The sequence below is a fragment of the Microbacterium sp. LBN7 genome (assembly GCF_045690345.1).
In the GTDB taxonomy this organism is placed as follows: Bacteria; Actinomycetota; Actinomycetes; order Actinomycetales; family Microbacteriaceae; genus Microbacterium.
In genome coordinates, this window is the sequence record NZ_CP147856.1 from 1,413,274 (window position 1) to 1,435,273 (window position 22,000).

The 22,000-nt window shown below is 69.8% G+C and carries 20 protein-coding genes; all 20 read right to left on the minus strand.

The window, feature by feature from the left end; translation table 11 throughout:
- Positions 1-3: 3 nt before the first annotated feature.
- The gene (locus tag LBN7_RS06755; protein ID WP_116634147.1) at positions 4-288 is read right to left on the minus strand and encodes a hypothetical protein; all 285 of its coding nucleotides are present in this window, start codon (positions 286-288) and stop codon (positions 4-6) included.
- Positions 285-641 carry a hypothetical protein gene (locus LBN7_RS06760; protein ID WP_116634146.1) on the minus strand — a complete coding sequence of 119 codons (357 nt, stop codon included), beginning with the start codon at positions 639-641 and terminating at the stop codon, positions 285-287. Before LBN7_RS06760 ends, LBN7_RS06755 begins: the two co-directional genes overlap by 4 nt.
- 3 nt (positions 642-644) lie before the next feature.
- Positions 645-929: a hypothetical protein gene (locus LBN7_RS06765; RefSeq protein ID WP_407361329.1), complete on the minus strand. Its 285-nt coding sequence runs from the start codon at positions 927-929 to the stop codon at positions 645-647.
- A gap of 10 nt (positions 930-939) precedes the next feature.
- Positions 940-1,389: a hypothetical protein gene (locus tag LBN7_RS06770; protein ID WP_407361330.1), complete on the minus strand. Its 450-nt coding sequence runs from the start codon at positions 1,387-1,389 to the stop codon at positions 940-942.
- On the minus strand, positions 1,389-1,814 hold the full coding sequence (locus tag LBN7_RS06775) for a hypothetical protein (RefSeq protein WP_407361331.1): 426 nt from the start codon (positions 1,812-1,814) through the stop codon (positions 1,389-1,391). The genes LBN7_RS06770 and LBN7_RS06775 overlap by 1 nt, the downstream gene beginning before the upstream one ends.
- 192 nt (positions 1,815-2,006) lie before the next feature.
- On the minus strand, positions 2,007-2,327 hold the full coding sequence (locus tag LBN7_RS06780; RefSeq protein WP_133192774.1) for a hypothetical protein: 321 nt from the start codon (positions 2,325-2,327) through the stop codon (positions 2,007-2,009).
- 35 nt (positions 2,328-2,362) lie between these two features.
- Complete coding sequence (locus LBN7_RS06785) at positions 2,363-2,977, minus strand: hypothetical protein (RefSeq protein ID WP_116634141.1); 615 nt, start codon at positions 2,975-2,977, stop codon at positions 2,363-2,365.
- Positions 2,977-3,648 carry a hypothetical protein gene (locus LBN7_RS06790; RefSeq protein ID WP_243408860.1) on the minus strand — a complete coding sequence of 224 codons (672 nt, stop codon included), beginning with the start codon at positions 3,646-3,648 and terminating at the stop codon, positions 2,977-2,979. Before LBN7_RS06790 ends, LBN7_RS06785 begins: the two co-directional genes overlap by 1 nt.
- Before the next feature lie 112 nt (positions 3,649-3,760).
- Positions 3,761-5,470 carry an ABC transporter substrate-binding protein gene (locus LBN7_RS06795; RefSeq protein ID WP_407361332.1) on the minus strand — a complete coding sequence of 570 codons (1,710 nt, stop codon included), beginning with the start codon at positions 5,468-5,470 and terminating at the stop codon, positions 3,761-3,763.
- 10 nt (positions 5,471-5,480) lie between these two features.
- Positions 5,481-5,705, minus strand: a complete 225-nt coding sequence (locus LBN7_RS06800; RefSeq protein ID WP_116634138.1) for a hypothetical protein — start codon at positions 5,703-5,705, stop codon at positions 5,481-5,483.
- A 122-nt stretch (positions 5,706-5,827) separates the two neighbouring features.
- Complete coding sequence (locus LBN7_RS06805; RefSeq protein ID WP_279303202.1) at positions 5,828-6,121, minus strand: WXG100 family type VII secretion target; 294 nt, start codon at positions 6,119-6,121, stop codon at positions 5,828-5,830.
- 104 nt (positions 6,122-6,225) lie between these two features.
- The gene (locus tag LBN7_RS06810; protein WP_407361333.1) at positions 6,226-10,734 is read right to left on the minus strand and encodes an FtsK/SpoIIIE domain-containing protein; all 4,509 of its coding nucleotides are present in this window, start codon (positions 10,732-10,734) and stop codon (positions 6,226-6,228) included.
- 58 nt (positions 10,735-10,792) lie between these two features.
- A complete protein-coding gene (locus LBN7_RS06815; RefSeq protein ID WP_407361334.1) occupies positions 10,793-12,193 on the minus strand; it encodes an RDD family protein in 1,401 nt (466 codons plus the stop codon).
- Position 12,194: 1 nt separating this feature from the next.
- Positions 12,195-13,826: a serine/threonine-protein kinase gene (locus LBN7_RS06820; protein ID WP_407361335.1), complete on the minus strand. Its 1,632-nt coding sequence runs from the start codon at positions 13,824-13,826 to the stop codon at positions 12,195-12,197.
- Complete coding sequence (locus tag LBN7_RS06825; RefSeq protein ID WP_407361336.1) at positions 13,823-15,214, minus strand: FHA domain-containing protein; 1,392 nt, start codon at positions 15,212-15,214, stop codon at positions 13,823-13,825. The genes LBN7_RS06820 and LBN7_RS06825 overlap by 4 nt, the downstream gene beginning before the upstream one ends.
- Positions 15,214-16,029 carry a PP2C family serine/threonine-protein phosphatase gene (locus LBN7_RS06830; RefSeq protein WP_116634133.1) on the minus strand — a complete coding sequence of 272 codons (816 nt, stop codon included), beginning with the start codon at positions 16,027-16,029 and terminating at the stop codon, positions 15,214-15,216. Before LBN7_RS06830 ends, LBN7_RS06825 begins: the two co-directional genes overlap by 1 nt.
- Positions 16,026-17,333, minus strand: a complete 1,308-nt coding sequence (locus tag LBN7_RS06835) for an RDD family protein (RefSeq protein WP_407361337.1) — start codon at positions 17,331-17,333, stop codon at positions 16,026-16,028. Before LBN7_RS06835 ends, LBN7_RS06830 begins: the two co-directional genes overlap by 4 nt.
- A complete protein-coding gene (locus LBN7_RS06840; RefSeq protein ID WP_407361338.1) occupies positions 17,330-19,732 on the minus strand; it encodes a transglutaminaseTgpA domain-containing protein in 2,403 nt (800 codons plus the stop codon). Before LBN7_RS06840 ends, LBN7_RS06835 begins: the two co-directional genes overlap by 4 nt.
- Positions 19,729-20,991 (minus strand): DUF58 domain-containing protein, encoded by a 1,263-nt coding sequence (locus tag LBN7_RS06845; RefSeq protein ID WP_407361339.1) that lies wholly within the window; start codon positions 20,989-20,991, stop codon positions 19,729-19,731. The genes LBN7_RS06840 and LBN7_RS06845 overlap by 4 nt, the downstream gene beginning before the upstream one ends.
- Positions 20,991-21,962 (minus strand): MoxR family ATPase, encoded by a 972-nt coding sequence (locus LBN7_RS06850; RefSeq protein WP_116634129.1) that lies wholly within the window; start codon positions 21,960-21,962, stop codon positions 20,991-20,993. Before LBN7_RS06850 ends, LBN7_RS06845 begins: the two co-directional genes overlap by 1 nt.
- Between the last annotated feature and the right edge of the window lie 38 nt (positions 21,963-22,000).

Here is a 22,000-nt window from a genome sequence, read left to right on the forward strand (position 1 = left end):
CCCTCATTTGACCTGATACGTGTAGTAGTTGCCGAGTTTCCTGATCGCGGCATCCGACAGCTCCGGATGCCTCTCACGCATCACGCGTTCGAGCTCGTCACCGATCTCGCTGAGGGACATGCCCGCCCAGTCGATCCGGGTGCTGATCGTCTCGTCCAGCATCGCACGTACCTGCTCACGGACCCCAGTCGAGCCGTATCGTGCCTCGAAAGCGGCCTCGTTCTTCCCCGGATAGTTCGTGAGGTGCACCACGATGGCTTCGCTCAGATCTGTGTTCTGGTCCGTCACGGCCGGGTTCCTCTCGCACCGTACGCGGCGTCGTAGGCCGCGAGATAGTCGCTCCCCAGCCGCAACCGCACGTACTCGTCGATGGCCTTCAGCGCTTCCCGAACCTGGTCCCGAGTGCCGCGGATCGACAGCCGCTGCCCGAGGATCTCGGACACCGATGCATCTCCGCCCAAGAGGATGCCGAATCCCCAGTTGCCGCTGCCGTAGTCATCGTACGAGCCGCGCACGGCGAAGGCGTCGTACAGGACGAAGGTCAGTTCGACATCCGACCTCTTGTACCTCTTCGTCGCAGCGGGGAGATGCGCGCGGACCAGGTCGAGCACATCGTCCACCGTCATGTCGTCATGCGGCATCTCTCACTCCTCCGTCGCAGCCGGGTTCGGGAAGTCGATACCCAGCGCCTGCTCGAGATCATCGAGGTCAGGAAGCTCGCGTCGTGCCTGGTCGCGGGAGATGACCTGGGGGTAGCTGAAGGCGCCGACCTCCCAGTAGGTGCCGCAGGAGCGGCAGCGACGCACCTCTGCCATGAATTCTTCGCTCTCGCCGATCGTCGCGGCGCGCGCCTCCGGCGCGTACGTCGCCCAATACCCCGAGCAGACCTCGCAGGCACCCGGGTACGTCGAGTCGACGTGCGCTGTCACGAGTCCACTCTCATGGTCGGCGCCGATCGGTCCGGCGTGATCGACCCCAGGACTCGATGCGTTCTCGTTGCGCCGCCATCTGCTCGGCGAAGGTCACGATCTCGTCGAGTTCCGCCGCCGCGAAGGTCACGACCGGCTCCGGTTGCGCATCTTCAAGCGATTCCGGGTGCCTGTACACCACGAGGGCGCCCGCCTCCCCCTGCATTCCGCTGGGAAAGCAATGCACGGAGGCGCCTTGAACCGCCACCCTCCATCCCAGAGGCTCATACTGTTCACGCGCTCGCTCGAAGGCCCAGAACGCGTCTGCGCCCACGCCCGTGAACACACGCTGGTCGAACTCGACGGAGACCGCGTACTCCCTGCCGTTCGGGCGATCAAAGTCCTGCACCACGGCGATAGTCGCGGGAACAGAGACATCACCCGCAGCAGCGATGATGCCGTCGTAGGTCAGGTTCTTCATCAGTCCTCACCGGTTCGCGCCCGTTGCCGAATCGCCTCGTACAGCCGCTCGGTCTCCGCCCGCTGCACGGCCACCGTGGTCACCGACGCGGGATCCACCGGCGCGAACGTGTCCACGAGATCCCCCACGCTCTCGGACGTCATCCGATACGCGCGCAGACCGCCGCCCTGATCACGAGCCATGCCGCTGGGCCAGACGTCGATCTGCGCACCCGCTACGCCGATCCGCCAGCCGAATGGCTCGAGCTCTTCCCGCACGAGACAGAGCGCCTCGAAGGCGTCGTCCGCGCGTGCTTCGGCCGTGCCGAATGCGGAACCGCGTACCTCCACGACCCAGGAGAAGGGCTCCTCGAACCGCCACGACACAGCGGCGTCTCGCACGATCCCTTCGCGCATCACCTGGATCTCGAGCGACCCTGCCGTCATGCTTTCAGGATATCTGCGGGGTTCCTTGTCCATATCCAGTTCGCTCAATTCCCGCCACTGTCGTGCGGACTCGGCGTCGATTCACTCAGTGCCGGCCTCGCTCTCCGCGGAGGCGCATGGGTCCTTTCACGGAGCGACTCTCCACGGCGCACAGGATTCCGTCACGATCGGGCTAGTCTTCGACGCGATGCATCAGCTGCCGTAAGCAGCCTCGTGCGCGGCGAGATACTCGGGCCCGAGCCTCAGACGCGCGTACTCGTCGACGGCTTCGAGAGCCGATCGCACTTCGTCCCGAGTGCCGCGAATACCCAGGCGCCGCCCGAGAACAGTGGACACGACGGCGTCTCCGCCCAAAGCAATACTGAATCCCCAGTTGCCGCTGCCGTAGTCGTCGTACAATCCGCGGACACTGAACGCGTCGTAGATGACGAAGCCGAGTTCGACATCCGACTTCCTCACCAACTGATTCGCAGCGGGGCGTAGTTCGCCGACCAGGGCGAGGACGTCATCCACGGTCAGAACCTCGTGTGCCATTGTCATTCCTCAGGTCAGGGACGATACGCCTGCATCGTCGTCGGATCGAACACGTACCCGTTCCTCTGCAGGAAATCGAGTTCAAAGTACAGTGCGCTGCCTGGGAAGTCCTGCGGGTTGTGGGAGAATCCGATCGGTTTCCCTTCGGCCATCATACGTTCCAGGAAAGGAACGTTGAACGCATCGAACATGTCGTCGTCTGACAGGCCATTCGCATCCTTGATGCTGTCCCACTGGTCGCCGAGGCTGAAGTACGTGGCCGGGGGGTGCCGCCCCTCGGCCACATCGACGTAGCTCGAGGTGCCGGGGACGTAGTATTTGCCGAGGATCGCTTCGAGACCGTTCGGGTTGTGCACACTCTCGTCGAGGAGGTCGAGGTAGTCCTCATCGCTCATCCCCTCGGGCTTGCGGTTCCGGTTCGGCTGCCACGGGTGCGTCGAAGGACCGTTTCCGGAACCGCTGTTGCCGTTGGGGTTGTCGAACCGGTCCTGGCCGCGCACCTGCACGCCGACGTCATCGACGTGCTTGACGATGTTGTCGGCAACCCCATGCAGCTTGTCCTTCGCGTGCGCGAAGCCCTTCAACACCGACTGCTTCACCTCACGGATGATCGGCTTGATCGCACTCATCAGTCATCACCCCCGAAGTCCAACGCCTCGAACTCCGCGAAGAAATTCGACGTCAACGACTGGATATCCGACCCATGCAACTTCATCGTCGACTGCGCATCATCCAACGCCTGCAGATCCGCATAGAACTCATCCGAATCCCCGATGTTCCCCTCCACCATCGGCGCATCCAGGATCGCATCGATCACCGCCGGCAGCTTCTCCGCCATCGGCTCGATCAACATCGGCGCCAACTGGTTCAGCAGCTGCTCCACCGCGATATCCACCGCCGCATTCAACAGCTTCTTCTTGATCAACAGCATCGGCCCCGCACCCGCCGCCGTGATCGGGTTCGTCAACATCGCCACCAGAGTGATCAACGTCGACGACACATCGACGATCACCTTCATCTTCAACGCGAAGATCGCATCCGCACCCACATCCATCGCCGTCGCCGCCGGCGGCATGATGTCGATCAGCTGCTGCAGATTCTGCGACCGGTTCGTGTTCCACGCAGACATCGTCGCCGGACCCGTCTGCCCCCGCAGCGCCCCACCCAAGTCCCCGTTCACCTGACGATCCACCGCCTGGATCACATCCTCCAGATCCGACCCGAAGTTCCGCACCAGGGTCGCACCCTTACGAACCTCGTCCTCATCGATATCCGGCCACTCGAAACCCAGCTTCTCCATCACCCAGACAAGCTCATTCGGCAACATCATTCCCACAGGGACACCTCCACAGACGACCTTACGAGTCGCGACCGCACGGTCGCGATGGGGAGAACAACCCATGAGACCGCGATCACGGAACCGCCTCCCACTGCGAGACGCCGTAGGTGAGGGGGGCCGCGGCACCGGTGCGCGGGGCGATACCCGTCACCGAGCGATCGATGATCGTTGCCCGGGGGTTCATCGCGATGGGCAGCGCGACGGCGGCGCGGACGATCGTCGACTCGATCTGCGCGAGAAGATCTCTCGCCTCGTACACGTCGGTGGTCTGCGCGTACTGCGCGACCAGTGCATCGCGTTCCGGATCCGTGCTCCCGGTGATGGATGCCGAGCCCTGGCCGCCCCACTGGTCGAGGATCTGCTCGGGGGTCTGCGGCACCGGCACACGGGCGATCACGGCATCCCACGCGCCGGCCGCGAGCGCGGCCTCGAAGTCCGCGCTGCCGCAGTCGGCGATGCTCCAGCCCGCTTCCGCGGCGACTTCGCCCAGGGCGACGAAGGCCCCGGTCGCGAACTCGCTCCCGGTGTCGTACAACACGCACACCGACGATCCCGCGGCGATCCCGGCGCTCTCCCGCTCCAGGGCTGCGTCGTCGGCGGGCGTGCCGAGAGCCGCAGTGAACCCGGAGTCCTCGTTGACGATGTCGTAGGCACGCGAACCCGGTGCCGAGAGCATCGACGTGGTTCCCGTGTAGGCGGTCGCCCATACTCCCGAGCCGCGCTCCGTCAGCGCCGTCGCCGGTATCGCACGGAGGAACGCGGCCCGCGCCTGTGCCTCGGTGAAGATCCCGGTCGGGTCGAGCATCAGCGCCCAGAGGGTGCCGTCGTGCCGCGTGTCGACCGTGAAGTCCTCGCGCTCGAGCTGACGGATGATCTCGCGGTTGGCTGTGGTGGGGGCCACCTGTGCGACATTCAGTCGCTCGCCGACCTCGGCCTCGGGCAGGTCGCCGGCCGGAACGAGCTCGATGCGCGCGACCTTGGGCGTCACGAGACCCCGGTAGGAGGGATTCGGCACGAGCGCGACGCTCTGCCCGTCGCCGTCGTCACTGATGCTGTCGACCCGGAAGGGCCCGCTCGAGAGCAGCAGGTCCGCCGCGAGCTTCCCGTCCTTCCCGACCTCGAAGTCGTCGTTCCATACTTCCGCGATCTTCGCGAGGGCGTCGTCGTCGCCGTCCTGGATCGCGCGGATGACGGCCTGCTTCGCCTCCATGGGATCGTCGGTGCCGAACGCCCGGTGCCCGACGACGTGAGCGGGCACGGGTGCGGTGACGGCCTGCTGCCATCCGATGATCGGCTGCGGGTAGGTCACCTCGATCGCGCGGGCGAATTCATCGAGCGCGGGCACCGCCGTCTCGACGGGCTCCCCATCGGCTGAGGCGTTGTCGCCGTCGGCCTCCTCCGCGTCGAAGTAGCCGGCCGCGCCCGCCCAGCCCAGCAGCAGGTCGGCGGCGTCGAGGGGGATGTCGTCCGACCAGACCGGCTCGGCGAGGTCGTACCGCACGGTGAACGGATCGTCGGAGACGATCGTGACCGAGCCGAAGCCCTCGTCCGCCACGAACTCGCCGTCGACCAGGTCGCCGAAGTCACCGCGGATCGTCTCGGCGACGTCGACGTTGCCCGGCGTGGGGGATGCCGCCGCATTCGCCGAGGTGAACGCGCCCGTCCAGCCGACGGTGATCTGCGTGTCGGGCACGACCGTCTCCGGCAGTGCCGGCGTGCAGGCGGCCAGGCCCACCGCGAGCAGCACGGCGATCGGTGCCGCGACGCGGCGCACCCCCCTCATGAGCCGACCGTCACGCGAGGTCGGTGCCGTCTTCTTCTTCGACCAGCGCGCGGAACGGCTCGCTCTCCTCGCTCTCGAGCCAGGCGCGGGCATGCTCGAGCAGCATCGCCGGCGACTCCTCCGCCTCCTCCGGCGAGCCGAACGGCCCGATGACGTCCTCCGAGGGACGCTCGTCCGCGCGCACCACCGACTGCGAGGTCAGGTTGTACCAGTAGTAGCTCTGTGTTCCGGTCATCGCTCGTGTTCCCCTCGTCTTCCCGACTGATTCTATTCGGGGCGATCCGCACACACCCCTGCACAGAGAGAGGTCGTGGGGTCGATCTTCCGATCAACCCCACGACCTCTGTGCGCGATGGTTCAGGCGCCGCCGGCCATGCTCGAGTCGGTGTCGCGGATCTGGTCCGCCATCCGGTCGAGGGCCTGGGCCATGTCGTTCACGGCCTCGGCTGCGTCGTCGAGCGACGTCGTGAGCTCCTCGTACGCCGTGGCGTAGGCGTCGGACGCGTTCTCGGTCTTGAAGCCGTCCTGCACGAGGTCGTCGATGACGCCCTGCAGCTCCTTGAGCGTGTCGGTCACAGAGCTGCGTCCGTCACGAAGTCGCGCCGCGGCGCTTTCCATCTCGCTGTACGTTGCGCCAAAATCATGGGCCATGAGAACCGCCTCCAGTATCTTCTCGTTCAGGCCGCTCGGCCTCTTACGTCGAGGTTAGCCAACGATCCCCGATGGACAAATGGGGAGCGGTGCCCATCTCGGCTCTACCCGTTCGCCGGGGCGTCGGGAACGAACGGGATCTGCATCGTGACCGTTCGCCCCGCCTGCACGAAGATGCCGCGACCGACCGGGAAGTCGGTGCGCTTGACCCGGCCGAACGGCGCCTTGAAGATCGCGTCTCCGTCGTAGGTGTCGGGCTTGAGCACGATGCCCTGACGGCCGGTCTTCCACTCGCCGAGCACGCCGATGCTGCCGCTGGCCCTGCTGATCTCCGCGTCGGCGATCAGCATGTGGTCGCTGTTGTTCATCGCCTGCAGGAGCGCGCGCATCGGACGATCCGCCGGGCCGTCGGCGAGGTGCGGGATGTCCTCGATCACGATCAGGATGCGGCCGCCGGAGATGTCGCTGACGACGAGCTCCGTGAGCTCCGTGGCGAGATCCTTCTCCTCCTCCGGGCGGACGGCGCTCTTGACCCACGGCCGGAAGTCCTTGAGCTCGGAGCGGCGCGTGCCGAAGTGGTACAACCGGATGCTCGGATCGAACCGCTCCATCGCGACGACGAGGGCCTTCAGCGTGTTCGTCTTCCCCGAGGCCGGGGGACCGGAGATCACGAACGATCCGATCGGCTCGAAGCCGTGCGCGGACAGGGTGTCGTCCGCGACGCCGAACACCGGCATCCCGTCCATCTTCGTCGGCATCTCACTCGACAGGACCATCGTCGGCAGGGCGCCGATCTCGGGAAGATCCCGCACGCCGCTCGCGCGGAGCTTCTCGCCCAGCGCGGTGAGCGCCTTGGTCTGCTCGACCACGTTCAGCGTTCCGCCGAGCACGGCGATCTGCGCCTCGTGGCCGTCGACGATCGCGCGCCCCGGTGCCGACTGCTCGTCGAGCACGTCGCGCGGGGCGCCGAGCAGCATGTACTGGCTCGGGTCGCCCATGCGGAGCACGATGCGGCGCGAGATGTTCGCGGCGACCGCGCTGGGCACGGCGTTGCCGCGGTCGGCGGTGATGACCGTGTGCACGCCCAGCGTGCGACCCTCGCCCAGGATGCGCATGAACATGCGGTAGAACGCGTTGCGACCCGCCGTGACCTCCCAGTCCTTCTTGAACTCGGGGTAGTTGTCGATCAGGAGCAGGATGCGCGGCATCCGCGGATCCCGCAGCTCGCGATACTCCTGCACGGACGCGGCACTGGCGGCGGAGAAGGCCGCCGCACGGCGATCCATCTCGCCGTCGAGCGTGCGCAGCAGACGCTGGATGCGCTCGACATCGGCGCCGTCGACGACCGATCCGACGTGCGGAAGCGACGCGAGCGCACCGAGTGCACCGGAGGCGAAATCGAGGCAGTAGACCTGCACGCGCCCGAGGTCCGGTCGCATGCCGGCCGCCGTCGCGATCGTCTTGAGCACGGTCGATTTGCCCGACCCCGATGTCCCGTAGATCACGAGCGAGCCGTCGCGGTCGGGGGCGAACACCGCCGACTGCTGCAGCTGCTTCTCCGGCACGTCGACGAGCGCGAGCGGGATGCGCGTGTCGCCCTCGTTCGGCAGGTCGTGCAGATCCACGAGCGGCGCCAGGTCGTCGAGCCACGGACGGCGCGGGCGCGGCAGGGCCGCGGCCTCGCTCGCCCGGATCAGCGTCGACACGATCCGCTTCTGGTCGTTGGGACCGAGGTCGGCCTCGTGGGCGTCGGAGTCGGCCGGAACATCCGGCTCCCACTCCGCGGCGGAGCCGAAGCGCAGCGGCGCCACACGCACCTCGGCAGCGGCACCGTCGTCCTCCGTGGTCCAGCCGCCCGCGTACGCCGACTGGAAGGGCACGAGGCGTCCCGGTCCGGTCTTCGCGATCGCGCGGCCGGGGATGGTCGCGGGGAAGGTCGCGGCGACGCCGTCGTCGACGACGTCTCGCGAGTCCGCCTCGTCGGCCATGCGGAGGGCGATTCGGAGGTTGGTGTTGGCGCGCAGATTGTCCTTGATGACGCCGGCCGGTCGCTGGGTCGCCATGATCAGATGGATGCCGAGCGAACGGCCGCGCTGGGCGATGTCGACGACACCGTCGACGAACTCCGGCATCTCGGATGCCAGGGCGGCGAACTCGTCGATCACCAGGACGAGCGCCGGCGGGACCTCGGGATCCTGCCGCTTCTCGAGTTCGAGCAGGTCCTTCGCCTTCTTGCGGTTCAGCAGGTGCTCGCGGTGCTGCAGCTCGGCCCGGAGGCTCGTCAGGGCGCGCCGGACGAGGTGCGGGCTCAGGTCGGTCACGAGTCCGACGCAGTGCGGCAGCTCGACGCAGTCGGCGAACGCCGACCCGCCCTTGTAGTCGACGAACAGGAAGGTGACGCGGTCGGGGCTGTGCGCAGCCGCCATGCCGAGTACCCAGGCCTGCAGGAACTCAGACTTTCCGGCACCGGTCGTTCCGCCGACGAGCGCGTGCGGACCCTGGGTGCGCAGGTCGAGCGCCATGGCGTCGCTCGCGCCCTGCCCGATGATCGCGCGCAGCGTGCTCGCCTTCTTCAGGCGCGGCCTCGGGTTCGTCGAGCGGTCGACGATCGTGTTGTTCTGCCGCCAGCGCTCGATCACGACGTTCGGATCCTCGGCGATCGCCGGGTCGACGAGCTGCAGGAACATCACGGCGCCCGGGATGTCGGACGAGTCGTGCACGGCCGTGCTGGCGTCGAGCACCGGCGCCAGACGTCGTGCGAGCATGTGCATGTAGGCGTTGGACACACCCTCGACCCGCACGTGCTCGAAGTACTCGCCGTTGCGGACGAGGCCGACCCGCGCGTCCTCGAGACCCGTGGTGACGTCGATGTAGCTGCGGCATACGGCCGGCAGGGACTCCACGGTCGGCGACACGAAGACGGCGTGCACGCCGTGATCCGCGCCCCGCTCGAGGACATCGGTGAGCCGGCCGCGATCGACCGGAGCGTCGCCACTCACGAACACGATGACGGACAGCGGCGGGGTGCCCTGGTGGTCACCGGCCGCACGCGAGACGTCGGTGCCGTAGAGGAGCGGATTCCACTCCTCCTTGAACGGTCCGCGCGGCTCGCCGCGCCCTTCGCCGGCTCGCTGCACGTACTCCTCGAGGCTGCTCAGCAGGGCGGCGCTCGTCGGAGCGGAATCAGCGAGCGCCATGTCGCGGAACGGGCTCTTCTCGCTGGAGGTGTGCGGCATCCACTTGAGCCAGTCCAGCTCGGGTGTCCAGGCCGAATCGGCGAATGCCACGGCCACCACGTCGTTCGGTGCGTGCAGCCCCAGCAGCTGCACGGCGATGCCGCGCATCGTGTCGGCGACGGGACCCTGCGGGCCCGCGATGCCGATGGATCCGGCATCCGCCATCGTGTCGAACACCGGCACGTCGTCGACGAACTCGTAGCGCTCGCGCAGCCGGTCGACGCGGTCGATGAACTCCGGCAGACCGTCGGGCACCTCGGCATCGTCGATCTTGTTGCGCGCAGGGAGCCGGCAGCTGCCGAGCCGCAGGCCGAGGAAGTTCCAGTGCTCCGGCCGCCGCGTCCACAGCATCGGTCCGAGCCGCATCGCGTGGTCGTAGATCTCCGCGACGGGCGGGGCCTCGGCGTTGCGGGCCTGCTCCTCCTCGGGCTTGCCCCGGAAGAAGTCCTCTTCGAGCTGCTCGTACTGCCGCTCGAAGAGCAGCACCTCGTGATTCTCGCTCTTCTTGCTCTGCGCCGCCTGGTTGATGATGTTGCCGAAGGCCATCAGCGGCGTCATCACGATCATCAGCAGGGATCGCGGGTTCTCGTTGAGCGCGTAGAGCGCCAGGCCCATCAGGATCGGGGCGATCATGATCGGCCACGGGAACAGCTTGCCGATCTTCTCGGTGGGCAGCCGCGGCACCTTGAAGAGCGTTCCCGGGAAGCGCACCTCGACGCGAGGGCTGCGGTTGAAGAGCAGACCGCCGCCGCGTTCGATGATCGGCTCCTCGGTCGCCGAGCCGTCGAAGGAGCGCGCGAGGCGCAGCACGAGGGTCGTGCCGCCGATGATGAACGGCTCGCCCTCCTCGATCCGCACGCGCTGCACCGCGACGCCGTCGACGAGCACACCGTTGGCGGAGTTCAGGTCCACGACCTCGATGTGCGTGCCGACCTCGAGTCGCGCATGGCGCTTGGAGACCATCGGATCCGCGAGGACGACGTCGTTGCCCGCGTCGCGACCGAGGAAGACATGGCCGGAGGAGATCGGGAACTCCTGGCCCGCGAGCGCCCCCGACGTCGCGAGCAGCACCCCGGCGACATCGCGCTGTCCCGCGAAGGAGTAGTCGGGACCGTAGTTGACGATGGATGCCGCGAAGCCGGAGCCGATCGGCGCCTCGCCGATCGGGACGTCGGGCTGCAGGGGCACGAGTCGCTCGGCGTTCGGAGGTGCGACCGCGAGAGTGAGCACATCGCCCTCGGCCACGGGGACCGACCGGGTCGGGTCCGCCGCGGCGACGTGACGGGCCACGTCAGCGGCGGTGGCGGTGGAGTCCGTCGTGATCACGATGTCGACGGGCTCGCCCTCCTGACGGTGCAGGGTCAGCTTCAGCCTCATTCGTCTCCCCCAATGCCGCTGGACTCGCCGGCGACCATCATCGTTCGTCCATGCTCGCTCACCCGCGGACCACCGCGGCCACGCGATCGCCGAGGCGGATCATGTCGCCGTCCACCGTCTGCACGGGTGTGCCGGCGGCGACGCCGTACTCGGTGCCGCCGCGGATCAGGCCCGACCCGTTCGTCGACCGGCAGTCGACGATCTCGAGGCCGCCGTCGATCGGGCGCACCAGCATGTGCGTCTTGGACAGCGACCGGCTGTCGTCCACCAGCGCGATCGGACGAGCGCCGGGATGCTCCGTCGCATCCGGGTTGCGTCCGAGGAGCACGGGTTCGGTGATCAGGATGCTCTCGCCCGTGTCGAAGCGCAGTCCGTAGCGGGCGGCGGGCGCGGGTGCGGCCGGCGCGACAGGCACGGCCGGCGTGGCGGGCGGCGTCGCAGCGACGGGCGGCGCTGCAGGGGCGGAGGCCGGCTCGGGCGCCGGCTGAGGCACGGGAGCGGGATCAGGCGCAGGAGCCGCGGCGGGCACCGGAGCAGGAGTAGGAGGAGAAGCCGGCTGCGGCGCCGGCGCCGCGCTCGAGAGGTCCGCGCGGACCACGCGGTCCCCCTCGGGGATGCGGTATCCACCGAGCACCGGCTTTCCGGCCTCACCGGGGCCGACGTCGACGACGGGGGCAGCGGGCAGGCCGACAGACGGACGCTCGTGGGCCTCGTACGGGCGCGCGACGCCGAGCACGCCCGCGCTGACCCGGCTTCCGGGGCGGTACGAGGGCTGAGCGGCCGGGTCGATCGGCGTGGCGAGAGACGGCAGGGCGGAGCGCTCCGGTGTCGGCTCGGCCTTCACGACCTTGCGGGCGACGCGCATCCGCTTCTCATCGAAGGGGTTGAGACCCTTGCGCACGTCGACGAGCCAGATCTTCGAGGCCTTGTCGTGCAGTCCGCGACCGCGGCCCTCGGGGTCGAACGTCGGGGAGGCGAGGATGACCGCGGGGCCCAGCACCGGAACGATGCCGGCGACCACGACGAGGAGGAACCGCAGCAGGACCGCGCCGACCTTCGGTCGCTCCAGCGTCACCACGTTGATGCTGCGCAGGCCCATGAACCCCTTGCCGATGGTCCGACCCTTGAGCCCGTGCAGGATCAGCTGGACGATGAGGAAGATCAGACTGAGCAGCGTCGACGCCGCCGCCATGACCACGGCACGGACGAAGTCGGGGTGGTTGACGAACCCGTACGACGAGATCGCCCCGCTCGCGAGCTTGAGCACCAGCGGGATCGCGCCGATCCAGAGGGGCAGCTGCAGCAGCATCCAGATCGCGACATCGATCACGGCGGCGAGAGCGCGCCGGCCGAAGGGAGCGCGCAGAAGGCCGAGCGCCGCGGCGTACGCGGGGTCGGGACGTCCCTGAGCGTCGAGTCCCTCGATCGTCTGCTTCTGCTCGTCGATTTCCCAGATCATGTCAGTCGACGCACCCCCGCGCCGGCTCGGACACCCGTCCGTCGTCGCGGCGCAGCATGACGTCGATGCAGACCGTGCCCGCGGTCGCCGGCACCTGTGCGGCCGGCGTCTCGGACTGCTGCGGATCGACCTGACCGGAGACGTCGACGAGGCTCCAGATGAACGTGTCGCCGTCCTGCGGATCCTTGTTGACCCACGTGAACGCGATGAGATCGCCCTGACGCGTGCCGCTCAGCTCCGCGACCTTCGGGACGAAGTCCGACACGACGTCCTGCGGCTCGGCGGTCTCCGTCGTCTCCACCGGAGTCTCGATGCCGGCGACCAGCACGTTCAGTCCGACGATGGTCCCCACGACGACCAGGACGGCGGCGGCGGCCGACAGCGCGATCCACAGTCCGCGCCGACTGCGCGGCGTCGCCGGGGTCGGAGCATCGCCGACGGGAGCGGCGGGAGCGGCAGCCTGCGGCGCCGGGGCAGCGGATGCCGCGGGCAGCGGCGCGACCACCATCGGCGGGCGGGCGATCGTGCGATCGTCCGGCTCGGGCGGCGCGCTCGCGGTCGGGACCCGCATCTGGGTCGCCTCGTCGACGGCGTCCACCCGGGGCGGCGAGTCGAAGCGCGGCACCTCGGGAAGGCCCGGCAGGGCGCTCTTCGGCTGCGTGGCCGCGGAGGGGCGCGTGAAGGCTGCGACATCCGGATCGATGCTGACGATCTCCCGCACGCGGGTGAGACCGTCGCCGTCGTCGTCCAGATCCTCCGCGGTCGGGTGGTCGTCGACGATGTCGATCGGCGTCACCGAGTGCGAGAGCTCGATCTGCACCTTCTGCAGCGCGCGCGCGAAGGCGACCGCGCTGGGGTAGCGGTCATCGGGGTTCTTCGCCATCGCGCGCTCGAGCACGCGCTGCAGGCTCTCCGGGGAGTCCGGACGCCCGAGCGACGTGAGGGCCGCGCGCTCGATCCGCTCGATGAGGTCGGCGCTGGAGTTGCGCTCACCGGGCCGCTCGAAGGGCGAGCGTCCGGCGAGCAGGGTGTAGATCGTCGCGCCGAGAGCCCACACGTCGGTGCGCGGGCCGCTCGACGGCGACTCGGCGAACGACTCGGGCGGCGACCACGGGATCGACATGCCGGATGCCTCGCCGGTGGCGCCGGTCGTCGAGGCGATGCCGAAGTCGGTCAGCGCCGGTCGGTTGTACGCCGTGACGAGGATGTTGGCCGGCTTGATGTCGCGGTGCAGCACGCCGGCGCGGTGCGCGGTCTCGACCGCACCGGCGACCTGCACGCCGACGCGCAGCGCCTCGGCCACCGAGAACGACTCGCGGCGCGCGCGCAGCTGGAGGTTCGGCCGGGGGCAGTACTCCATGACGAGGTACGGCCGACCGTCGCCCGCGACGCCCGCCTGATAGATCGTGACGATCGCGGGATGCGTCGACAGCATCGCCATGACGTTCGCCTCATCGGCGAACTCCTGCGCGGCGCCGCTCGAGATCCGATCGGCGAGCAGCACCTTGACCGCCACCTGGCGACGCGGCATCTCCTGCTCGTACAGGAAGACGTCGGCGAAGCCGCCCGTGCCGAGCGGTTCGAGGTAGCGGAACCCGGGGAGCTGGGGAGGTGGAGAGGGAGGACGACTCACGGCAGGTCCTCGAACGCGACTTTCACGCCGTCGCCGAGATCCACCACGTCGCCGGACAGCACGAGCGTCTGCTCCCCGGGGTGCAGGCGGATCGGGTCGGCGCCGGGCCGCAGCAGGGTCGACCCGTTCGTGGTGTGCAGGTCGATGACGACGACGGTGTCGCCCTCCGGCCTGATCTCGAGATGGCTGCGGGAGATGTCCTGCTGCGGGCTCTCGACGGCGATGAGATGCGGGAGGTTCGCGCCGCTGGCCCGCGTCGAGCGCGGACGGCGACCGATGATGACCGTGCGATCGAGCGCGACGACCTGGCCCGTGGACACGCGGATCCGACCGGTCGCCCCTGCCGCGACGCTCTCCACCGGGATCACCGCGGTCGCCACGTCGTCGGCGACCGGAGGCTGTTGACGCATGGCTCGCAGCTCCGCCGCGGAGATGGTCGCCCCGTCGTGGTCGCCCTGGATCGCGGCCGGGATCACCGGGGCTGCGGCGGCCGGCGCGGAGTGCACCGTGGCACCCCAGAGCTGGTCGAAGTCCTCGGTGGACGGCGCGAGCGTGACCTCGGTCGGCACGATCGTGGCGCCGTCGACCGCCGGTGCCGCTTCCGGCTCGGCGACCGGCTCGCTCGGCTCGTCGCCGGGTGCCTCGGGGACATCCTCCACGACCGGCTCTGCCTCGGCATCCGGCTCTGACTCGGCCTCTTCCTCGACCGGCGACTCCGCCTCGACGGGTGCGGGCGGAGCATCCGTCACCAGGGGCTCGACGTCGATCGGCGCGGGCGCGGGGAGCGCGTCCGGGGTGGAGTCGACGGATGCCGCCGCCGGAACGGCCGCGGCGAAGTTCGCGATCGACGGACCCGGGGTGCCGGTCAGGGCGGCGGCGGACGCGCCCGCCTCCTCGATCTCGATGATCGGGACCGGTCCGAGGATGCTCGTGAGCGGACGATCGTCGCCGGACTCGAGCTCCGCGCTCACGGCCGCGGCGCGCACGACGCCGCTCTGCACGGGAAGCGCGGCCTCGCTCTCCACGGCCTCGACCGTGACCTCGACGCGCGAAGCGCCGCCCACGAAGCGCTCGCTCCACGTCGTGACCTCGGCGCCGGAGAACTCGCGCGACTCGGTGCCCGAACTCACGCGGGCGCTGACGCCACCGCGCAGCGCGATGCGGATGTCGGTCCCTTCGGCCACGGCGGCCACGAACGGAGGAAGCGAGGTGAAGTCCCCGCCGGCACGCGCGGTGAGGACGTCGACGACCGTCGCGAGCGTCTTGCTCTCCGGCATCCGCTCCCACAGCCGCGCCACGACGTCTCCCGGCACATCCGGCGGCAGCGCCACGAGGGCGCCCGGCATCACGATCAGGTACCACTGTCCCGGTCGGTAGATCGTCTGCATCAGCGAACCCCTCCTGCTGCGGCCTCACGCGGACGCGTGTCCATGTCGATGTCCGAGTCCGTCTCCAGGAGCGTCCCCGGTCGCGAGGCGACCGAGACCGCATCCACGACGACCACGGTGATGTTGTCCCTGCCTCCGGCGGTGACGGCGTCGTCGACGAGCATGTCGGCCGCCTTCTGCGGGTCGGGGGTGTTCTGCAGCACCTCGCGGATCCGGGCGTCGGAGACCTCGGACGTGAGCCCGTCGGAGCAGACCATGATCCGGTCGCCGAGCTCGGCGGGGAACAGCCAGTAGTCGGCGTCTCCCGTGCTGCTGGCCCCGATGGCCCGGGTGATGATGTTGCGCCGCCGATCGGTCGCGGCATCCTCGACGGTGATCTCGCCCGCCTCGATCAGCTCCTGCACGACCGAGTGGTCCACGCTGATCTGCTCGAGCTCTCCGTCGGCCAGGCGATAGGTGCGCGAGTCGCCGATGTTGACGGCCAGCCAGTAGCCCATGCCGTCGACCGAGGCGATCACGACGCCGCTGAGTGTGGTGCCGGCGCGGCCGTTGCCCGAGGTCGACAGCTCCTCGACGCTCGCCCTGGCGCGTGACAGGGCCAGCCGCACGTCGTCGAGCTCGAGCGACGCGCGTCCGACGGAGCTCGAGAACTCCGCGATGACCGCCGCGCTCGCGCGCTCCCCCGCCTCGTGACCGCCCATGCCGTCGGCGACCACGAACACCGGGGCGCTCGCGAGGTGCGCGTCCTCGTTCAGGGCTCGGCGAAGACCGGGGTGCGTCGCCGACCCCGTCGAGACGATGAGCGCGGGCCTCACGCGTAGCCGCCGATGGTGACGATGCGGTCGCCGATCTCGATGGCGTCGCCCAGGCGCACCGGGACGCGCTGTCCGGCGGGGCACGCGATCCGCTGCCCGTCGCGGACGAGCGTCATCCCGTTCGTGGAGTGCCGATCCAGCACCCAGCCGCCGGACGACTCCGCCGCCGCCTCGAAATGCGTCTTCGAGAGCGAGAGGGTCTCGTCGCGCACGGGCACGACGACCGCGCCGTCCTCGGCTGCGGGGTTCCGGCCGAAGATCGTGCGCCGCGACACCGAGACGCGGGTTCCGTCGTCCCAGGTGAACACGAGACGGTGCCCGGGGATGCTGATCCGGGTGTCCTCGATGTCCTCGGGCTCGGCGACGAGCGCGGGCGCGGGCACGGGCGGCACGACGGGCGCGGGCGGTGCCGGCGGGACCTCCGCCACGGACGGGGCCGGCGGCACGGGCGGTGCGGCTGCGGGCGGCACCGCGGGAGCCGGCGGTGCGACGGGTCGCGCCGGGGAGTAGCCCTGCACGGTCGCGTCGAGCTCGGAGACGGCCTCCGGCTGCGGCGCGGGCGTCACGCGAGGCGGCGGAGCATCCTGGGTGATGCCCGGGACGAAGGCGATCAGCGAGCCGTCATCGGATGCCGGGGCCGCAGGACGCGACACCGACGCCGGGATCACTGGCTGCACGGGGAACACCGGTGCCGCAGGAAGCGATGGCGCGACCACGGGCTGCGCGGGAGCCGGTGTCACGGGCTGCGCCGTCGGATGCGGGATGCCGGGGATCGCCGGGGCGGCGGGGCGCGGCGGCTCCGCCGAGATCCCGGGCGCGACGGCAGCAGCAGCGGAGGCAGCGGTCGGTGCCGATGCTCGTGCATCGAGCATCAGGGAGCCGGCGACCTTGTCGTGCCAGCCCTGGAAGCGGCCGGACCCGTCGAACAGCGGCGTGAAGTAGCCCACCACGATCGAGCCGGCCAGGCCGAAGATGATGTTGCGCAGCAGCGTGCGACCGAAGCCCAGCGGCCCCTGATCCGTGGCGGAGACGAGGCGCAGGCCCTGCGCGCGCATGCCGATGGATCCGTTGCCCGCCTGCATGAGCGTGTAGACGACGAACCAGCCGAGCAGCAGCAGCGAGACGATCGGTCCGCCGATGAGCAGCGTGGTCAGCATGCCCTCGAGGCCGCCCGCGAGGCTGGCGGTGATGAGCAGCGCGCCGCCGAGCACCACGGAGAGGCCGGCCGCGATGAGCGCGTCGATGAGATAGCCGATCGCGCGGCGGGAGATCGGCGCGATCTGTGCGAACGCGGGCTGCGTCATGGTGTCTCGCTCTCGGGTGCGGCGGGCGTGCTGGTGCTGCTGCTCTCGATCGTGCCAGGTTCGCGCCGCACGCGCGCGGTCGCCGCCTCACGGAGTCCCTGGAGACCGGTCGAGAGGGCGCTGCCGCCCAGCAGCGACCGGAGGCTCAGCCGAGCCTTCGTGCGCTTCCAGAACCCGGCGTCCTCCCCCAGGCCGCCGACGATCGTGTCGACCTCGCTCCAGAACGCCTCGACGTCCTCGGGCGTCGGGTCGGTGGGTCCGAAGACGTCGGCGTCGGCACGGTGCGCGAGGTCCGCGACACGCGGCACGGCGAGCGTCGCCACCACGGCGGCGGCCTCCTCCGGCCGCGTCCCGCCCGGTGTCAGGCGTGCGCCGTAGTCGACGGCGCGGTCCGTGAGCTCGTCCCAACCTCCGCTGATCCGGTCGGCGGTGCGAGCGGCGGCGCGGCGCGAGCGGCGCTTGGCGGCCTTCCACGCCCCGATCACGATGAACGGCGACATCAGCAGCGCGATGATCCCGAGCGAGATCCCGCCGATCAGCAGGATCGCGCCGATGATGCCGGCGAGGTTGAGGTTCTCATCCTCCGACTCGCGGTCATCCGGCAGCGTCGGGGGCAGGTCGACGGGCTCCTGCGGAGGAGGCGGCGGCTGCAGCACCTGCGGCTTCGGGTCGACGCGCGGCTTGGTGTTCTGGTCGTTGGGGACCTGGTCCTCGGGCGGCGTCGGGTTGAACGGAAGCCAGCCGAACCCCTTGAAGTTGACCTCGACCCAGGCGTGCACGTTGTCGCCGGTCGCGGTGAAGACGGGCTCGCCGTCCTGCTCGTCGTCGGGGTAGTAGCCCATGACGACGCGGACGGGGATGCCGATCTCACCGGCGAGGAGCGCCATGGCGACGGCGTACTGCTCGTCGTCGCCGATCATCTGGTCGCCGCCGATGAGCGTGGTGATGCGTTCGGACGTGTGGCCGGCGCGGGACAGCACCTCGCCCTCGAGCCCGTGACTGAAGAAGCCGCCCTCCGCGAGGAAGGTCTCGAGCGCGCGCACCTGCTCGATCGGCGACTCCGCGCTCGACACCGTCTCCGCCGCGAGCGCGGTGAGCTCCTCCGGCACGTTGCTCTGCTTCGGCAGCGTGACCGTTCCGAAGTCCACGTCGGCCAGCCGGTCGTCATCGGGCATGTTCGGGATGACGGCGTCGACCGAGTACTCGTCGCCCTTGCGCAGCTTCGGGGTCGCGACGGCGGTCCCGGTCGCGGTGTTGACGTAGGTTCCGCGGCGCAGCTCCTCGGCGCGGTCGCCGGTGAAGCGGATCTCGGACAGCACCCCGGCCGTCGGCATCCACACGGCGTCGTATTCGTCGACCGCGATGTTGAGCGTCACGGGGACGCCCTCGTCGTCGGGGGACATGTTGGAGCGCAGCGGCGAGAACGCACTCGAAGAGGTCGGTCCGCCGTCGGTGACGTTGTAGACCATGCCGTCGTACTGGTCCATGACGGCGGTGCGGATACGCGCTCCCTTGGGGAGCCCCTGCACAGTGAAGAGCGTCTCGTCGACCTCGTCGCGCACGTTCTTGCGGAACGCCTGGAGCGGGCTCGGGTAGTCGCGGATGTTGAACGGGGGGATGATCACGTCGCGGAACACGTGCCGGGGCTCGGTCGGAGCGGCGATCGCGCTGGTCGCGACGCCCGCGCCGCCGGCCACGGCGAGCACCGCGACGCCGGCGAGCAGTCGACGCAGGCGCATGTGCGCGGCGCGCGAGGGATCGACCTCGCTGACCGAGACGGCCATGTTCTGCGGGGCCCAGATCTGACGGAGGGCGAGCCAGGCGATGCTGACGATCGCGAAGACGAGACCCTGCACGATCGGGAACGCCGGCTGCGGGGTGCCGAGCGCGATGACGAGCATCAGCGCCGCGCCGGCGGGCAGCAGCGCCCAGGCCACCTGCGGCAGCCGCAGGGCGAGGGATGCCGTGACGGTCGTGACCACGAGCGCCAGCAGGAACGGGACGATCAGATGTCCGTCGGCCGCGGCGACGGGCGCCACGGTCGTGAGGAGCTGCTTCCAGGCCGTGACCGTTCCCACGGCCAGTCGCTGCAGCGTGTCGAGGGTCGGGATGACGCCGACGATCGCGGTGTGCGGGAGGGCGAATGCGCCGCCGAACACGAAGTAGGCGGCCACGGTGAGACCGGCGATGAGGAGGATGCCCCAGCGACGCCAGGCCGCGACGCCCGCGATCGCGAGGCCGATGACGATGCCGCCGACGACGGCGGGGATGAACGACGGGCCCGCGAACGTCGGCCAGAAGCCGACGAGCGCGACGGCGACGAGCAGAGCGGTCGCACCGAGGTCGAGGCCCCAGCGGCGCACGGAGATCGCAGCGGGTTCGGTGGCTGGCGCTGTCATGCGAGGACCTTCTGCAGGGCGAGCGGGATCTGGTCGAGCGCGCCGATCGTGACGACGTCGGCGTCGCCGATGCGGCGCAGAGCCGGGGCCTGAGCGGACGTGTCGGCGACGACCGCGAGCGCGCGAGCCCCGAACGGCAGACGTGAGCAGGCCAACCGCAGGTCGTCGGAGCGTACCTTCGATCCGCACACCAGCACCACGACGCTCGCCAGCGGCATCGTGGCGGAGAGGACACCGGCGAGTTCGGCGATGCCGCCGTCGCGCGGCTTGCTGTTCTCGACCGCCGACAACGAGTCGAGCAGCTGCTTGCCGGTTCCGGCGGGCAGCTCGCGTCCCTGCACGCGCATGTCCACGCGCTGCGAGTCGCGGAGCGCGCGGAGGCCGATCGAACCCGCCGCCGAGATCGCGAGCTCGAAGTCGTCGGCCGAGGCGTAGTCGCCGCTCGATCGCGACAGGCCGATCACGAAGTGCGACCGGCGGGTCTCCTCGTACTGACGGACCATCATCGTGCCGGTGCGGGCCGTGGACTTCCAGTGCACGTGGCGCAGGTCGTCACCCGGCTGGTACTCGAGGAGGGCGTGGAACGACACGTCGTCGCGGGACAGGTCGGCGGCGGGCATGCCCTCGAGGTCGCGCAGGTAGCCGAGCGACTGCCCGTCGAACAGCACGGTGCGCGGGTGGACGAACAGATCGACCGGCTCGTCGCGCCGATGCGCACGCTCGAACAGGCCGAGCGGATCGCCGCGCACGACGCTGACCGGACCGACCTTCACCACGCCGCGCTTCTGCGTGGGGATCGCGAAGAGCTCCTCCGCCTCCTCGCCGGGGGCGAGACGCTGGATGCCGAACTCGCCGCGCCCGGAGCCGACCGGGAGCACGATGCGCGACGGGAGGATGGCTCGCGTGCCGCGGTTGGCCAGGGTCAGCGCGCCGACCGCGCGCTCGCCCACGACCACGCGCGTGCGCGCGAGGTCGAGCGACACGTCGTAGGCGGTGCGCCCGATCAGGAAGAGGGCGCAGAGCGCCACCGTGATCGCGATGACGATCGCGGCGACGGTGAACTCCGACCAGCCGGCGATGCGCCCGAGGATCCAGAAGCCGACGGCGAGGGCCATCAGCACCCAGGCGAGCGGACGGATGGCCGAGGCGATGATGCGGAGACGTGTCAGGACGCGCGCGCCGATGACGGCCGCGACGTCACGCCAGCCGGCGTCGCGATCCGTCGGCGCCGCCGGCGCCGAGAGTGCCTCCGTGGTCATCAGGCCGCCGTTCGCGCCTGGGGTGCGGCGATCCCGTCGAGCACGCGGGCGATCACGGTGTCGCTGCTGGTACCGGCGAACTCGGCCTCGGCGTCGAGGAGCAGACGGTGCTGCCACACCGGCCGTGCGAGGGCCTTGATGTCGTCGGGGAGCACGAAGTGACGGCCGTGCGCTGCCGCCCAGACCTTCGCGATGCGGATCATGGCGATCGCGCCGCGCACCGAGACGCCCAGGCGGATCGCGGAGTCGTTGCGGGTGGCCTCGGAGAGCTCCGCCACGTAGCGGAGCACGGCGGGCTCGACGTGCACGGATGCCGCGAGGTCGGCCATGTCGGCGACCGCGCTCGTCGTGATGATCGCGCCCAGGCCGGCCGACGGGTTGCGATCGGATGCTCCGGCCAGGATGCTCTCGGTCACCGCGAGGTCGGGGTAGCCGATCGACGTCTTGATGAGGAAGCGGTCGAGCTGCGCCTCGGGCAGCTTGTACGTTCCGGCCTGCTCGATCGGGTTCTGCGTCGCGATCACGAGGAACGGGCGTCCGGTCTCGTGCGTGACGCCGTCGACCGTGACCCGGGATTCCTCCATGACCTCGAGCAGCGCGGACTGCGTCTTCGGCGAGGCGCGGTTGATCTCGTCGGCGAGCACGATCGACGCGAAGATCGGCCCCTTGTGGAACTCGAAGCGGTGCGACTGCTGGTCGTAGATCGTGACGCCGGTGACGTCGGACGGCAGCAGGTCGGGCGTGAACTGGATGCGGGCGCTCGTGCCCTGCACGGTCGCGGCCAGCGCCTTGGCGAGGCTGGTCTTCCCTGTTCCGGGGGCGTCCTCGAGGAGGACGTGCCCCTCGGCGAGCATCGACGCCAGCACGAGGCCGACGATCTCGCGCTTGCCCTGCACGGCCTTGTCGATGTTGTCCACGAGGCGCGTGAAGGTTCCCTGGAACCAGGCGGCCTGTTCGGGGGTCATGCTCATGTGGGTTCTGCTTCCTCTGGGGGTGACGATTTCCTCTG

Bases quoted from the DNA above. Each gene is read 5' to 3' on its own strand.
- LBN7_RS06760 (WP_116634146.1), bottom strand. From the start codon at position 641: ATGCCGCATGACGACATGACGGTGGACGATGTGCTCGACCTGGTCCGC.
- LBN7_RS06770 (WP_407361330.1), bottom strand. From the start codon at position 1,389: ATGAAGAACCTGACCTACGACGGCATCATCGCTGCTGCGGGTGATGTC.
- LBN7_RS06775 (WP_407361331.1), bottom strand. From the start codon at position 1,814: ATGACGGCAGGGTCGCTCGAGATCCAGGTGATGCGCGAAGGGATCGTG.
- LBN7_RS06785 (WP_116634141.1), bottom strand. From the start codon at position 2,977: ATGAGTGCGATCAAGCCGATCATCCGTGAGGTGAAGCAGTCGGTGTTG.
- LBN7_RS06790 (WP_243408860.1), bottom strand. From the start codon at position 3,648: ATGGAGAAGCTGGGTTTCGAGTGGCCGGATATCGATGAGGACGAGGTT.
- LBN7_RS06795 (WP_407361332.1), bottom strand. From the start codon at position 5,470: ATGAGGGGGGTGCGCCGCGTCGCGGCACCGATCGCCGTGCTGCTCGCG.
- LBN7_RS06800 (WP_116634138.1), bottom strand. From the start codon at position 5,705: ATGACCGGAACACAGAGCTACTACTGGTACAACCTGACCTCGCAGTCG.
- LBN7_RS06805 (WP_279303202.1), bottom strand. From the start codon at position 6,121: ATGGCCCATGATTTTGGCGCAACGTACAGCGAGATGGAAAGCGCCGCG.
- LBN7_RS06810 (WP_407361333.1), bottom strand. From the start codon at position 10,734: ATGAGGCTGAAGCTGACCCTGCACCGTCAGGAGGGCGAGCCCGTCGAC.
- LBN7_RS06815 (WP_407361334.1), bottom strand. From the start codon at position 12,193: ATGATCTGGGAAATCGACGAGCAGAAGCAGACGATCGAGGGACTCGAC.
- LBN7_RS06825 (WP_407361336.1), bottom strand. From the start codon at position 15,214: ATGCAGACGATCTACCGACCGGGACAGTGGTACCTGATCGTGATGCCG.
- LBN7_RS06835 (WP_407361337.1), bottom strand. From the start codon at position 17,333: ATGACGCAGCCCGCGTTCGCACAGATCGCGCCGATCTCCCGCCGCGCG.
- LBN7_RS06840 (WP_407361338.1), bottom strand. From the start codon at position 19,732: ATGACAGCGCCAGCCACCGAACCCGCTGCGATCTCCGTGCGCCGCTGG.
- LBN7_RS06845 (WP_407361339.1), bottom strand. From the start codon at position 20,991: ATGACCACGGAGGCACTCTCGGCGCCGGCGGCGCCGACGGATCGCGAC.
- LBN7_RS06850 (WP_116634129.1), bottom strand. From the start codon at position 21,962: ATGAGCATGACCCCCGAACAGGCCGCCTGGTTCCAGGGAACCTTCACG.